Consider the following 13,850-nt stretch of genomic DNA (forward strand, 5'->3'; position numbering starts at 1 on the left):
CGTCGCCCCGGATAATTGTGACCCTACTCACAATGCCCAATGGGTACAACCACCGCCGCAAAAACTGAGCAGTATGCACTGTTTGACGACGCCGCGCCGTGCTAGCCTTGCGCATTATGCAAGCTTTGGATGGCACAGACACACGGCTCCTTTCAGCGTTGGCGCGCGACCCCCGCCGAACAGTTGTGGCATTGGCTCAAAAACTGGGGCTGTCCCGGAATACGGTCCAGGCCCGGATGGCGCAGCTGGAGAAAAAGCACGTCTTTCTTTCCTTCGAACGCCGCATCAATCCGGCGTCACTGGGCTACCCGCTGATGGCCTTTATCTCCGTGCACGTGCAGCAACAGAAGCTTGGCCAGCTGGCCGAGGAACTTGCCGGCGTGCCGGAAATCCTCGAAGGGTATGGCCTGACAGGCTCGGCGGATCTCCTCCTACGCGTAGTGGCGCTGGACGCCGAGGACCTGTTCCGGATCAACGGGAAAATTCTGGCCTGCGATGGTGTGGACCGAACGGATACGGCCCTGGCCATGGGAGAACTCATTCCGTTCCGCATCCAGCCGCTTCTGGACCGCGGCTCCGCGCCAGACTGAAATCCGACGGCGGCAGACGCAGAATGCCTCGGTACGAGGGTTGGGTTATAGGCTGTTCCCAGTTGATCGATGTGGCGCCGGACAGTGGCCCCCAGCAATCAGGCAGCGGGCAATGCAGGCTGCCGGAAAGGCTTAATCTTGAGCAATCCTCAGGAACCGCAGCAGCCCGGCCAGCCGGACTCAAGCCAGCAGGGTGTACCCGGCCAGTACCAAGCACCGGGGCAGTACGCAGCCCCCGGACAGCATGCGGCGCCCGGGCCCTTCGGCCTCCCCGGCTGGCCTCCCGTCAAGAACCGCAAGGGGCTCTGGATCATTCTGGGAATTGTGGGCGGCGTTCTGCTGCTGGTGATTGTGGGGGTCATTGTGCTTCTGAACGTGGTCGGTGGCGCCACCAACCAGGCCCGGGGCCTCGCCGATGATTTCACGAAACTGGTGATCTCCGGTGATACCGACAAAGCCTACGACGACTTCCTGGATCCCAAGCTTCAGGAGCAGCTCTCCAAGGCGGACTTCGCAGCCGGCGTCAAAAGCCTTGAAATGGATGCATCCTGCAAGCCATCTTATGACGACCTCAAGGTCAGCTCCGAGAACGGCACAAATGCCGCCGACGTGGCCGGCCTCATCACCTGCGACGGCAAAGAAGTGGAGCTCGCCTACCGCTTCGCCGGGACCGACGAACTCAAGATGATCAACATCAAACTCAAGCCCAAGGCCTGACGGCCGGCACTCCACCCATCCGGACAACCGCATGGTCCGAATTGCTTCCTGAGAGTCCCAGCCGGGACTCCACAGTCCGGCCGGGATACGTTATCCCCGCCTCACCGGAAGGATTCGGACAATGCGCACCTCACCGAACCGCCTCATCGCCACCGTCTTCGGCGCCGTTTATCTGCTTGTGGGTCTCCTCGGATTCGTCGTCACCTCGGGCATCGGCTTCTTTGCCACCGAAGGCCGCAATCTGATCATTTTTGAAGTCAATCCCCTGCACAACATCATTCACCTCGCCATCGGCGCGGCCTTGCTCTATGCCGGCCTGAAGAACACCCAGCAGGCCCGGACAGTCAACGCGAGCGTCGGCGCCGTGTACCTACTGGTTGGATTGGTGGGCCTGTTCCTGCTCAGCTCACCCCTGAACATCATCGCGCTCAACGGTGCGGACAACGTCCTGCACCTCGCCAGCGCGGTGCTTTTGCTCGGTGTCGGCCTGTCCCTGGACAGGTCTCCTGCCGCGGCCCGAGCCTAGGCAGTTATGGCCAGCCGGATCAGGGACGGCCAGTCAGCTGACGCGGTGCGGCTTTTCGCCGGTTTCGCGGGGTTCGGGGCGGCATCAGTGAATCTGGCCATTGCCTCAAGCCTGCTCGTGGAACCGGCCAGGGCCGCCGTTCAATGGCAGATCCCGGTCGCTGCAGCCGCCGGGCTTTGGGGCATTGCGCTCATCGTCTGGACAGTGACCGCGCTCCGCGGCGGCACGTTTCCGCTTCCCCGGCTGGCGATGGCCCTGCTCCTGGCCGCTGCCGGAACCCATATTGTGGCCATTGCGACGGCCCGCTCGCCCGGGCCGTCCAGCCTCAGCATCAGCCAGCTCGCGGCACTCCTGCTGACCCTGATGATCGTTGCCTCCGCTGCGTGGCTGCAACGGCAGGACCGCAGCCGGAATCACGACGGCGGTTTGCCCACCCCGGCTGGCCCCAAGCCAGGCAGGCTTTTGATCGCAGCGTTCACCGGCGCCGTGGTGGTGGCGTCCGTTGCGACGCCGGGACTTTCCGCATCGACGGCGGGACAGTACGCTGTTCCGCACGGCGGACACGGCGTTGAACTTCCAAAGGGTTCCCACCACCAGCACTGACTGTTGACGCGCGGAACCAGAGGCCCTGCACAACCAGACGACCTGGGGAACCAGAGGAAGGAGCCGCTGCGCATCCGCGCGGCGGCTCCTTCCTCTGAGTGAAACTTCGTTTACGTTGAATGCCTTGGGCTGGTCAAAGTCAGTGGTTGACGGCCTTCTCGGCTCCTACACCGGTCAGCGATCGGACCTCCATTTCGGCCTGCTTGGCGCTGTTCTCCTTATTCTTGTCCAGCACGGTGCCCAGCCAGCCAAGGAAGAAGGCCAGCGGAATGGACACAATTCCCGGGTTGCTCAGCGGGAAGATCGCGAAGTTTGCTCCCGGGATCATGGACGTTTTGGCCCCTGAAACCACTGGAGACAGCGCGATCAGCAGGATTGCCGAGCCCAGTCCGCCATACATGCTCCACACCGCGCCCTGGGTGGTGAACCGGCGCCAGAACAGCGAGTAGACGATGGTGGGCAGGTTGGCGGACGCCGCCACCGCGAAGGCCAGCGCCACAAGGAACGCCACGTTCTGGCCGTTGGCGAAGATGCCGCCGACAATGGCGAGCAGGCCGATCACCACAACGGTGCGCCGGGCAACCTTGACCTCAGTTTCGGCGTCGGCCTTGCCCTTGGAGATAACGCTGGCGTAGATGTCATGGGCAAAGGAGGCAGCGGCCGTGATGGTGAGACCAGCCACCACTGCAAGGATGGTGGCGAACGCCACGGCCGAGATGAAGCCCAGCAACAGCGGCCCGCCGAGGTGGAAGGCGAGCAGCGGTGCAGCGGAGTTGACCCCGCCCGGAGCCGCCTTGATGGTGTCAGCACCCACCAGCGCCGCCGCGCCGTAACCCAGGACCAGGGTGAAGATGTAGAAGATGCCGATCAGCCAGATGGACCACACCACGGACTTGCGGGCTTCCTTGGCCGTGGGGACCGTGTAGAAGCGCATCAGCACGTGCGGCAGGGCGGCGGTGCCGAGCACCAGTGCCAGGCCCAGGGACATGAAGTCCAGCTTGGAGGTCTCGGTTTTGCCGTACTGCAGGCCCGGGTTGAGCATGTTGGGGTTCTTTGAGGTTTCCACAGCGCCCCCCAGCAGGTCGGAGAGGTTGAAGCCGTAGATCGCCAGGACCCAGAAAGTCATGACCGCGGCACCTGCAATGAGCAGCATGGCCTTGATGATCTGGACCCAGGTGGTGCCCTTCATTCCGCCGATCAGGACGTACATGATCATCAGGGCGCCGACGACGATGATCACCAGCGCCTGCCCGCCCCAGTCGCTGATACCCAGGAGCAGGGAGATCAGGCTCCCTGCGCCGGCCATCTGCGCCAGCAGGTAGAAGAAGCAGACGGCCAGGGTGGAAATGGCTGCCGCGATCCGCACCGGTCGCTGCTTGAGGCGGAAGGACAGGACGTCGGCCATGGTGAACTTGCCCGTGTTGCGGAGCAGCTCGGCGACGAGCAGCAGGGCCACCAGCCAGGCGACGAGGAATCCGATGGAGTACATGAAGCCGTCGTACCCGTTGATGGCGATGGCCCCGGTGATGCCCAGGAACGAGGCCGCCGAGAGGTAGTCGCCGGCGATGGCTGTGCCGTTCTGGGGGCCCGTGAAGGACCGCCCGGCGGCGTAGTAGTCGGCCGCCGTCTTGTTGTTGCGGCTGGCCTTGATCACAATCACCATGGTGATTGCAACGAACAGGGCGAAGATGCCCATGTTCAGCAGGGTGGTGTCCTTGAGATCCGCAACGTTCACTGCGGGAACCATGAGTGTCATTGTGCCGCCCCGCTTAGTGGATTGCCGTGTTTGTCGAACTCGTGGCCTTCGATTTCCTGGCGGATCTCGGCGGCGATGGGGTCAAGCTTCCGGTTCGAGTAGCTGACGTACCAGCCGGTGATGGCGAACGTGGACACGAACTGCAGCAGGCCCAGGATCAGTCCGACGTTGATGTTGCCCCAGACCTTGGTTGACATGAAACCGACCGCGTAGTCGGCCAGCAGGACGTAGGCGAAGTACCAGAGCAGGAATGCAATGGCCATCGGAAAGACAAAGCTGCGATGACGTTTGCGCAGTTCCTGGAACCGCTCCGTCGATTGGACTTCCACGAAGTCAACGGACGCCGCAGCGTCCGGAGTTTGGGCATCATTACCCATCATTCCTCCTCATTGAGACTTGCCTGGTCCACACCGGCTGAACAGCCCCCTGCCAATGTGACTACAATCACTATGACCCCCGGTGCCGCTTACTATCCAGAGTTCTTGCGTACCCCGTCGCTCAGCGGTCCGGATGCTGCGACAAACGGCACCCGCGATACGCTGGCACCATGCCGGACTCTCCCCTGTTTACCGCCGCCGCCGTGGCTGTCATCGCCATGGCGATCGCCGTCGTCGTCGCCGTGGGCCTCAAGGTGCTCCGCTCCTTCCGCGAGCTGGGCACAGACGCCGAGCGCGCCACGTACAACACGCTGCACGCGGCGTCGAGAGCCGGACAGCATCTGCGCACCGGCCTGAACCCTTCAGGCGCAGCCAAGGCCAGCCGGCAGCTGCGTAACCTGCTGGGCTGCGATGCCCTTGCCATTACGGACACCTCCGGAGTGCTGGCGTGGGACGGGGGGTCGGAGGAACTCAAACCGTTGCTGATGGGGCTCGCGGCGGACGTACTCGCAGGAGGGCGGACCACGGTGATCCATGCCGGTGACATTCAGCCGCGCGCATTGAACGGCGGGGCGGAACGCGGCGGCCAAGCCGTCCAGCCCGCCGCCGTTATCGCCCCGATCCGGGCAGGAGCCAGAGTGGTGGGCGTAGTGGCCGCCTTTGCCCCGGCCGCAGGCGCCGGCCTGGTCCGCGCAACGGGCGAGGTGGCTGACTGGGTGGCAACCCAGGTGGAACTTGCCGAGCTCGATGCGTCCCGCACCCTGCTGATGGAGGCTGAAGTGCGGGCACTGCGCGCCCAGATAAGCCCGCATTTCATCTACAACTCGCTCAATGCGATCGCTTCCTTTATCAACACCGATCCGGAGCGGGCACGCGAGCTGGTGGTGGAGTTCGCCGACTTCACCAGGTACTCGTTCCGGCGCCACGGTGACTTCACCACCCTTGCCGAGGAACTGCGCTGCATCGACCGCTACCTGCTCCTCGAACGCGCACGGTTCGGCGAGCGGGTGCAGGTCAGCCTGCGGATCGCCCCGGAGGTGCTGAGCACCGTGATCCCGTTCCTGAGCCTGCAGCCGCTTGTGGAGAACGCAGTCAGGCACGGGCTCGAAGCCAAGGAAGGACCCGGCCACATCACCATCACCGCCAACGGTTCCGGGGCCTTCGCCGAAGTCACCATAGAGGACGACGGCGTGGGGATGGATCCGGAGCAGCTGCGGTCCATGCTGGCCGGACACAGCGACGGAGACCATGTGGGCCTGCGGAATGTGGATGCCCGGCTCCGCCAGGTGTACGGCGACGAACATGGCCTGGTGATCGAGACCGCTCCCGGTGAAGGAACCCTCATCACCATGCGTGTGCCCAAATCCCAGCCGAGCCACGATGCCTGACACCCGGGCGCTGGCCGAAAGCCGCAGTTTTCCTGCTGACTTCCGTTTCCTGCCGGCCGCCGCCTGCGGAAGCTAATCTAGAACTATGATTAACGTCCTCGTCGCTGACGACGAGCTGCCGGCCATTGAAGAACTCGCCTTCCTGCTGGGCAAGGACGACCGGATCGGCATCATCCACCGCGCCTCGTCCGGTTCAGAAGCACTGCGGGCGCTGGAAGCCGAGTCCGTGGACGCAGTATTCCTCGACATCCATATGCCGGCAGTTTCCGGACTGGACATCGCCAGGGTTATTTCGCGCAGCAGCAACCCACCGGCTGTGGTGTTTGTGACGGCGGACGAGGACTGCGCGCTGGAGGCCTTCGAGCTGGCGGCCGTTGACTACCTGTTGAAGCCCGTGCGCGCAGAACGCCTGGCGCGTTCCGTCGGAAGGATCAGCGACTTGATCCGCGACGGCGGTGTGGCCCCGGAGATGATCACCGTGGATCTGGGCGGCACCACCAAAATGATCAGGCGCGACGACGTCACGTACGTTCAGGCGCAAGGAGACTATGCGCGCCTCCACACAGCAGACGCCAGCTACCTCATCCGGGTGCCTCTGGCAGATCTTGAACAGCAGTGGGCCGAGGCAGGGTTCATCCGGACTCACCGCTCCTACCTCATTGCGCTGAAGCATGTGAGTCACATGAAACTGGCTGCTGCCCGGCCCAGCGTGACCGTGGCCGGCGCCGAGCTCCCCATCAGCCGGCGTCACTTGCCCTCTGTCAGGGAGAAGCTGGAAACCACCCGGATCCGGCCTCAGGCATGACGCGCGTCCGGGTGAGGGGCCCGCGTTCCGTGGCCAGACCGGCCGGGGATTCGCGCGAGGCGGCTGAGGAATCCGAGGTGGGTCAGGTGTTTGTACGCTCTCTCATCCGCACTCAGCTGCGGCTGGCTCTTGTGGTGGCCGGTGGCTTTCTGGTGATTGTCTGTGCATTTCCTTTGATGCTTGCCGCGGTCCCCGGCCTAGCTGAATCCCGCGTGGCCGGCATCCCCTTTGACTGGCTCCTGCTGGGCATCGGGATCTACCCGGTGATCGGGATCAGCGCGTGGCTGTATGTCCGTACCGCCACCAGAAACGAGGCCCGCTACCGGGACCTGGCGGAGGACAAATGATGTTCCTGTGAATCCCGCAGTAGGTATCGCAGCCTTTGTCGGCGTCTCGCTGGCAACCGCCGTGATCGGTTTCTACGGGCTGCGGATTTCGCGGACCACGGGTGACTTCTATGTGGCCTCGCGGACCGTCAGGCCCTGGTGGAATGCCTCGGCAATTGGCGGCGAGTACCTGTCAGCGGCCAGCTTCCTGGGCGTGGCCGGGCTGATCCTGCTGTCCGGCACGGATGCCCTGTGGTTCCCTGTGGGTTACACGGCCGGCTATCTGATGCTGCTGCTTTTTGTGGCCGCCCCGCTGCGGCGGTCCGGCGCCTATACCATCCCGGACTTTACCGAGGCCCGGCTGGACTCCAGGCCTGTCCGGCGGGTCACAAGCCTGGTGGTGGTTGCGGTCGGCTGGCTGTACATTGTCCCGCAGCTTCATGGGGCGGCCCTCACCATCCGGATTACCACCGGCCTGCCCGCCTGGGTTGGGTCTGTGGCGGTTGTTGTTGTGGTGTGCCTGACAGTGGTGTCGGGCGGCATGCGCTCCATCACCTTTGTGCAGGCTTTCCAGTACTGGCTCAAGCTCACGGCCCTCGCCGTGCCCATACTTTTCATTGCCTTCGCGCTGGCAGGTGCAGGCTCCCCCGCCGTGGCCGAACCGGCCACCAATCCCACCAGCCTCGCGCCGGCGGGGGCGTACCAGAACATCTCGTTGCTGGTTGCTCTCCTGTTCGGAACGCTGGGACTCCCCCATGTCCTGGTGCGGTTCTACACCAACCCCGACGGCCAGTCGGCCCGGCGCACCACGCTGATTGTGCTTGGTCTGCTCTCCGTGTTCTATCTGTTTCCCACCGCCTACGGCATGACCGGACGTATGTTCGCGCCGGAGCTGGCCCAGACGGGGCAGGCTGATGCCGTGGTCCTGCTTCTGCCCGGGCGCCTGATCGGAGGAACAGCGGGTGACCTGCTGTCCGCCCTTGTGGTGGCCGGTGCGTTCGCGGCCTTCCTGTCCACCACCTCCGGCCTGGTGGTATCGCTGGCCGGTGTCATCAGCCAGGACGTGCTGGGCGGCAGCATCCGTGGTTTCCGGCTCGCAGCCGTCATCTCGGCAATGGTTCCGCTGGGCTTCGCCTTCATGACGGATTCCCTGGCCCTGGCCGAAAGCGTAGGGCTGGTATTCGCCTTCACGGCATCCACCCTCTGCCCGGTGCTCCTGCTGGGGATCTGGTGGCGGGGACTTACGGACACGGGAGCGATCGCCGGCATGATCACCGGCGGTGGGCTCTGCGGCGGCGCCATGGTGGCCGGGGCGCTCTTCGGAGCCGCCGGTACGCCGTTTTGGCTGGCGCAGCCTGCAGCCTGGACCGTTCCGGCTGCGTTCACCGTGATGATCCTGGTTTCGCTCGCCACCAACGACCGGGTACCGCGGACCATCACCAGGGTCATGACAAGACTCCACACCCCGGAAAGACCACTGGCGACGGAACGCTAAGGCAGAACGGGCCCCGCGCCGGACGTTCTCGGCTGGAGAATGACGGTATGTCCAGAGAGGGGAGCCTGAGGCCTGCTGCGCCTACCTTGTGACCGGGACTCAGTCGATGGCTGCCATCAGTTCAACAACGCGGTCCAGGAAGGCATCAACCTGGGTCTCTTCGTAGCCGTTCTTGCCCACTGCCGGGCGGAATACTGCACGGCGGACGTTGTCGACGCTGAGGGGTTTGTCGTCTTCCAGATACCCGATCAGGTCCACGCAGAGGTTGTCGACGTCCAAGGTGTTGTAGCTCCGCGACTTGCCCTTCGACGGGCGGCGGAACCGTTCCCCGTCGGGCCGGTGCAGCCGGCCGCGCAGAATGCCGGAGAGTTTTCCGATCTCGCGCAGCCAGGTCTCTTCACCGCTCGCGGCGATGAGTTCGTCCCGCTCGCGCCGGGCAAAGGCATCTTCCAGCCGGTCCAGGGCAGCGTCCACCGCTGCCGCGGAATACCCTCCCTTGACCGGGTCAAAGGACACGGCCCTGACATCGGCACTCCTGATGACGTGGACGGCGGCCTTCGGCGTTTCCAGCGAAACCCGGGACCGCTGAAGGAACTGATCCACCTGCTTGGCGTTGTAACCGTATTCGTTCCGCTGCACGCGCTCAAAGGACGCGGGAATCTGCCGTTGAATATCCACTGTCACTATGTTTCCTTTAATGCTCTTCAGCTGGGTCTTGTTCGCACCATTCTATGGCGCGGGCCGGGGGTACGGCGAGGCGTTGTGTCAGGCTCCGGCCAACAGGGCGTACAGGACAAAAGCCACGGGGGATGCAAAAACGATCGAATCCAGCCGGTCCATCACCCCTCCGTGTCCGGGCAGGATGCTGCTCATGTCCTTAATACCGAGTTCGCGCTTGACCATGGACTCGGCCAGGTCCCCGGCCGTAGCCGCGGCCACCATGCCCACAGCCAGGATCGCACCGACCCACCAGGGCTTGCCCAGCAGGAAGATGCTCGCCAGGATGCCGATCACCATGGCGCCGGCAATCGATCCGCCGAACCCTTCCCATGATTTTTTGGGGCTGATCTTGGGGGCCATGGGATGTTTGCCCAGCGACGCCCCAACGAGGTAACCGAACGTGTCGTTGGAGACCACCAGCAGCAGCATCACCACAATCTGCCACGCGCCTTCCGGCACCGTACCTCTGGGCCAGAGGCCAAGGGGAGTCGGGCCGCCGGCCGCGTGAAGGGGCAGCGCCGCGAAGCTGATCAGGAACGGAACCCACGCCAGTGTAAAAACGCCCGCGAAGATGCTGCGCGCGGAACCTGAAGCGCTTTCTATGGAACGCCACAGCAGCACCGCAATGCTGCTCAGCAGCATTGCGAACAGCAGGCTTTCAAGTCCGCCGAAGTATGCCGCGAACGGCATGGCTATGGTCCCTGTCATTACGGGAATGACAGGCAGCCGGGTGCCATTTGCCTCAAGCGCCCGGAAGATCTCCCAGACGCCGAATATCGCGAATGCGGTGGTTACTGCGACGAAGCCTAGCGGGAGAAAAAGCAGACCGCCCAACACGGCAAAGAGCATGGCAAGCCCGACGGCGATCGCCGCCGGAAGGTTTCTTCCCGCCTTGGGGGTGGGGTTGCTGCGAGGCGGCTTGCCCCGCTTCCGTGCCCGCGGTCCGGGGGCCTGCTGTGCCTGGCTCATCAGACTTCGAGCAGCTCTGCTTCCTTGCGCTTAAGCAGCTCGTCGATTCCGTCAACGTGCTGCTTGGTCATTGCGTCGAGTTCTTTTTCGCCCCGGTTGCCTTCGTCCTCGCCGGCGTCGCCGTCCTTGACCAGCTTGTCCAGCGTTTCCTTAGCCTTGCGGCGGATGTTGCGGATGGAGATCTTGGCGTCTTCGCCCTTGGTCTTGACGATCTTGACGTATTCCTTGCGGCGTTCCTGGGTCAGGTCCGGGATGGTGATCCGGATAACGTTGCCGTCGTTGGACGGGTTGGCCCCGACTTCGGAATCGCTCAGGGCACGTTCGATGTCGCGCAGCGCCGTCTTGTCATAGGGCGTGATCAGGATGGTGCGGGCGTCCGGAACCGCGAACGAGGCGAGCTGCTGCAACGGGGTGGGCGTACCGTAGTACTCCACAGTCACCTTGTTGTACAGGCCCGGCGTTGCCCGGCCCGTACGGATCGAGGCGAAGTCTTCCTTGGCTACCTCAACTGCCTTGTCCATCTTGTCCCCGGCCTCGAGCAAGGTTTCTTCGATCACGATCTCTCCTCAGAAATTGGTGCATCCCGGCACGCCGGGGCATTGCACAATCTTGGTTCCACCCGAGGGGCGGAACTGTCCTCAAAACATCCTAGCCGTTGCTACGGGGTGACCAGGGTGCCCAGCTTTTCACCGAGTATGGCGCGGGTGACGTTTCCTTCACCCTCCATCCCGAAGACCACCATGGAGAGCTTGTTGTCCTTGCACATGGTCATTGCCGTCTGGTCCATCACCCGGATGTCACGGCGCAGTGCGTCGTCGTAACTGAGGACGTCCAGCTTTTCCGCCGCGGGGTCCTTCTTGGGATCCGCAGTATAGACACCGTCAACACCGCTCTTGGCCATCAGCACAACGTCGGCGTGGACTTCCAGCGCACGCTGGGCGGCAACGGTGTCGGTGGAAAAGTACGGGAGCCCGGCGCCTGCGCCGAAGATCACAACACGGCCCTTCTCCATGTGCCGGATGGCACGGCGCGGAATGTAGGCCTCTGCCACCTGCCCCATGGTGATGGCGCTCTGGACGCGGGTTTCCACCCCTGCCTGCTCCAGGAAGTCCTGCAGTGCCAGGCAGTTCATCACGGTGCCAAGCATGCCCATGTAGTCCGCCCGGGAACGGTCCATGCCGCTCTGGGAAAGTTCGGCCCCACGGAAGAAATTACCGCCGCCGACGACGATCGCCACCTCGACCTCGGTGACCGCCGCTGCGATCTGCTTGGCGACGCCGCGGACAGTATCCGGGTCAACGCCCAGTTTCCCTCCACCGAAGACCTCGCCGGACAGCTTCAGGAGAACGCGGCGCCTGCTCTTCTCTGACTGGACTGAAGTGTTGACGGATTCCATGGTGCCTTCCCGTTGGTGAACTCTGAGCTAGGTTATCGTGCTGGGCGGCCAAAGGTCTCATTTTTGCCCTGGCCGGCGCATGCGACAGTGCATGCAAAAGGGGCGGCCACCGAAGTGACCACCCCTTTGCGTGTGCGGCTAGGAACCGACGCGGAAACGCGTGAACGCGGTTGCCTTGACGCCTGCCTCTGAGAGGATCTGCGCCACGGACTTCTTGGCATCCTTGGCGAATGCCTGGTCAACCAGAACCTCGCCCTTGAAGAAGCCCGTTACGCGTCCTTCAACGATCTTGGTCATGGCGGCCTCGGGCTTGCCTTCAGCCTTGGCGGTCTCCTCGGCGATGCGGCGCTCGGACGCAACCAGCTCGGCCGGAACGTCTTCGCGGGTCAGGTAGTTCGGAGCCATTGCTGCGACGTGGACTGCAACGTCGTGGGCAGCGGTGGCAGCGGCTTCGCCCTCGCCGTCAACAGCAAACAGCACGCCAACCTGGGCCGGGAGATCCTTGGATGTCTTGTGCAGGTAAGCGTCAACAGTGCCGCCCTCGATGCGGGAAATACGGCGGACAACAACCTTTTCCCCGAGAACAGCGCCCTCTTCGATAACAACCTCGGACAGCGGCTTGCCGTCAACCTCGGTGGCCAGCAGGGTCTCGAGATCGGCGGCACCGGACTCGACAGCTACAGCCAGGACCTTGTCGGCGAGCTGGATGAACTTGTCAGCCTTGGCAACGAAGTCGGTCTCGCAATTGACCTCGATCATTACGCCAACACCGGCGTTGACCTTGGCAGCAACCAGACCTTCAGCGGTGGAGCGGCCTTCACGCTTTGTAGCGCCCTTCAGGCCCTTGATGCGGATGATCTCGATGGCCTTCTCGGCGTCACCGTTGGCTTCGTCAAGAGCCTTCTTGACATCCATCATGCCGGCGCCGGTGCGCTCGCGCAGAGCCTTGATATCAGCGGCAGTGTAGTTCGCCATGTGAACCCCTCTGTCTAGAAATTTATGTGGTGTACGGACTGACAGGACGGCAGCCCACCGGGTGAGCCGCCATCCTGTCAGTAACCCCGATGCTGCGGACAGCGCCGGGGAAGTCCGGATTTACTCTTCTTTACTTTTCTGCGTCTGCGACGGGAGCCTCGGCAGCAGCCGGTGCTTCCTCTGCAAGGGGAGCCTCGGCAGCAGCCGGTGCTTCCTCTGCAACCGGAGCTTCGTCAGCAGCCGGTGCTTCAGCGACCGGAGCCGCCTCTGCGGCGGGAGCAGCCGGTGCATCTTCAGACTTGCTGCCCTCGAGAAGCTCGCGCTCCCACTCGGCCAGGGGTTCTTCCGGAGCTTCCGTGGTGCCGGTTGCACGCTGGTTGCGGGCGATGAGGCCCTCTGCAACGGCGTCAGCAACAACGCGGGTCAGCAGGTTCACGGAGCGGATGGCGTCGTCGTTGCCCGGGATCGGGAAGTCAACCTCGTCCGGATCGCAGTTGGTGTCCAGGATGGCAACAACCGGGATGTTCAGCTTCTTGGCTTCGTCAACAGCAAGGTGTTCCTTCTTGGTGTCAACGATCCACAGCACGGAGGGCGCCTTGGTGAGGTTGCGGATACCACCGAGGTTGGTTTCCAGCTTGGTGAGTTCGCGGCGAAGGAGCAGCAGTTCCTTCTTGGTGTAAGCCGAGCCGGCGACGTCGTCGAAGTCGATCTCTTCGAGTTCCTTCATACGCTGGATGCGCTTGGAGACCGTTTGGAAGTTGGTCAGCATACCGCCGAGCCAGCGCTGGTTGACGTACGGCTGGCCCACGCGGGTAGCCTGCTCAGCGATTGATTCCTGTGCCTGCTTCTTGGTGCCGACGAACAAGACAGTGCCGCCGTGTGCAACGGTGGCCTTGACGAACTCGAAGGCGCGGTCGATGTAGGACAGCGACTGCTGCAGGTCAATGATGTAGATGCCGTTGCGCTCCGTAAAGATGAATCGCTTCATCTTCGGGTTCCAACGACGGGTCTGGTGTCCAAAGTGGACGCCGCTGTCAAGCAGCTGGCGCATAGTTACGACGGGCATATGCCGACGCTCCTTCCGGCAGGTCATTCATGAGAGAGCCCATGGCTCTCTTACCCTGCCAATAGTTGACGGTTACTTAGCCGCGCCCAGGCGGGCACAGCTCCTGGCATCCATTGCACTTCTCATCAGGACTGTTTCCGG

Annotated in this window: 16 protein-coding genes; 8 read left to right on the plus strand and 8 right to left on the minus strand. The window is 63.4% G+C overall.

The window, feature by feature from the left end; all coding sequences use genetic code 11:
• Nucleotides 1–116: 116 nt before the first annotated feature.
• From V3C33_00240 to V3C33_00255, 4 genes are all read left to right on the plus strand, one after another.
• Nucleotides 117–590 carry an Lrp/AsnC family transcriptional regulator gene (locus V3C33_00240; GenBank protein ID XAS67818.1) on the plus strand — a complete coding sequence of 158 codons (474 nt, stop codon included), beginning with the start codon at nt 117–119 and terminating at the stop codon, nt 588–590.
• Between the two features lie 138 nt (nt 591–728).
• Nucleotides 729–1,307 carry a hypothetical protein gene (locus V3C33_00245; GenBank protein ID XAS67819.1) on the plus strand — a complete coding sequence of 193 codons (579 nt, stop codon included), beginning with the start codon at nt 729–731 and terminating at the stop codon, nt 1,305–1,307.
• Nucleotides 1,308–1,428: 121 nt separating this feature from the next.
• A complete protein-coding gene (locus V3C33_00250; protein XAS67820.1) occupies nt 1,429–1,833 on the plus strand; it encodes a DUF4383 domain-containing protein in 405 nt (134 codons plus the stop codon).
• Nucleotides 1,834–1,839: 6 nt separating this feature from the next.
• Nucleotides 1,840–2,436, plus strand: coding sequence for a hypothetical protein (locus V3C33_00255; GenBank protein XAS67821.1), 597 nt, complete (start codon nt 1,840–1,842; stop codon nt 2,434–2,436).
• Nucleotides 2,437–2,575: 139 nt separating this feature from the next.
• On the opposite strand, the gene V3C33_00260 is transcribed toward V3C33_00255, so the two are convergent.
• Both V3C33_00260 and V3C33_00265 read right to left on the minus strand, forming a co-directional pair.
• Nucleotides 2,576–4,192 carry a cation acetate symporter gene (locus V3C33_00260; GenBank protein ID XAS67822.1) on the minus strand — a complete coding sequence of 539 codons (1,617 nt, stop codon included), beginning with the start codon at nt 4,190–4,192 and terminating at the stop codon, nt 2,576–2,578.
• A complete protein-coding gene (locus tag V3C33_00265; GenBank protein XAS67823.1) occupies nt 4,189–4,569 on the minus strand; it encodes a DUF485 domain-containing protein in 381 nt (126 codons plus the stop codon). The genes V3C33_00260 and V3C33_00265 overlap by 4 nt, the downstream gene beginning before the upstream one ends.
• 170 nt (nt 4,570–4,739) lie before the next feature.
• Between V3C33_00265 and V3C33_00270 the strand changes: the two genes are divergently transcribed.
• The 4 genes from V3C33_00270 to V3C33_00285 all read left to right on the plus strand — a co-directional run bounded on the left by V3C33_00270 (nt 4,740) and on the right by V3C33_00285 (nt 8,583).
• Nucleotides 4,740–5,957 (plus strand): sensor histidine kinase, encoded by a 1,218-nt coding sequence (locus V3C33_00270; GenBank protein XAS67824.1) that lies wholly within the window; start codon nt 4,740–4,742, stop codon nt 5,955–5,957.
• A gap of 85 nt (nt 5,958–6,042) precedes the next feature.
• Complete coding sequence (locus V3C33_00275; protein ID XAS67825.1) at nt 6,043–6,762, plus strand: LytTR family DNA-binding domain-containing protein; 720 nt, start codon at nt 6,043–6,045, stop codon at nt 6,760–6,762.
• Entirely contained in the window at nt 6,759–7,109 is a 351-nt protein-coding gene (locus tag V3C33_00280; GenBank protein ID XAS67826.1) for a hypothetical protein, read from the plus strand. The genes V3C33_00275 and V3C33_00280 overlap by 4 nt, the downstream gene beginning before the upstream one ends.
• Before the next feature lie 7 nt (nt 7,110–7,116).
• Nucleotides 7,117–8,583, plus strand: coding sequence for a cation acetate symporter (locus V3C33_00285; GenBank protein ID XAS67827.1), 1,467 nt, complete (start codon nt 7,117–7,119; stop codon nt 8,581–8,583).
• 99 nt (nt 8,584–8,682) lie between these two features.
• On the opposite strand, the gene V3C33_00290 is transcribed toward V3C33_00285, so the two are convergent.
• From V3C33_00290 to rpsB, 6 genes are all read right to left on the minus strand, one after another.
• Nucleotides 8,683–9,267, minus strand: a complete 585-nt coding sequence (locus V3C33_00290) for a DivIVA domain-containing protein (GenBank protein XAS67828.1) — start codon at nt 9,265–9,267, stop codon at nt 8,683–8,685.
• An 81-nt stretch (nt 9,268–9,348) separates the two neighbouring features.
• Nucleotides 9,349–10,272 carry a phosphatidate cytidylyltransferase gene (locus V3C33_00295; GenBank protein ID XAS67829.1) on the minus strand — a complete coding sequence of 308 codons (924 nt, stop codon included), beginning with the start codon at nt 10,270–10,272 and terminating at the stop codon, nt 9,349–9,351.
• Complete coding sequence (gene frr / locus V3C33_00300; GenBank protein XAS67830.1) at nt 10,272–10,829, minus strand: ribosome recycling factor; 558 nt, start codon at nt 10,827–10,829, stop codon at nt 10,272–10,274. The genes V3C33_00295 and frr overlap by 1 nt, the downstream gene beginning before the upstream one ends.
• A 101-nt stretch (nt 10,830–10,930) precedes the next feature.
• Nucleotides 10,931–11,668 (minus strand): UMP kinase, encoded by a 738-nt coding sequence (gene pyrH / locus V3C33_00305; protein XAS67831.1) that lies wholly within the window; start codon nt 11,666–11,668, stop codon nt 10,931–10,933.
• 138 nt (nt 11,669–11,806) lie between these two features.
• Nucleotides 11,807–12,643, minus strand: coding sequence for a translation elongation factor Ts (gene tsf / locus V3C33_00310; GenBank protein ID XAS67832.1), 837 nt, complete (start codon nt 12,641–12,643; stop codon nt 11,807–11,809).
• A gap of 130 nt (nt 12,644–12,773) precedes the next feature.
• Nucleotides 12,774–13,709, minus strand: a complete 936-nt coding sequence (rpsB, locus tag V3C33_00315) for a 30S ribosomal protein S2 (protein ID XAS67833.1) — start codon at nt 13,707–13,709, stop codon at nt 12,774–12,776.
• Between the last annotated feature and the right edge of the window lie 141 nt (nt 13,710–13,850).

It is taken from the genome of Micrococcaceae bacterium Sec5.7, assembly GCA_039636785.1.
Classification (GTDB): Bacteria; Actinomycetota; Actinomycetes; order Actinomycetales; family Micrococcaceae; genus Arthrobacter.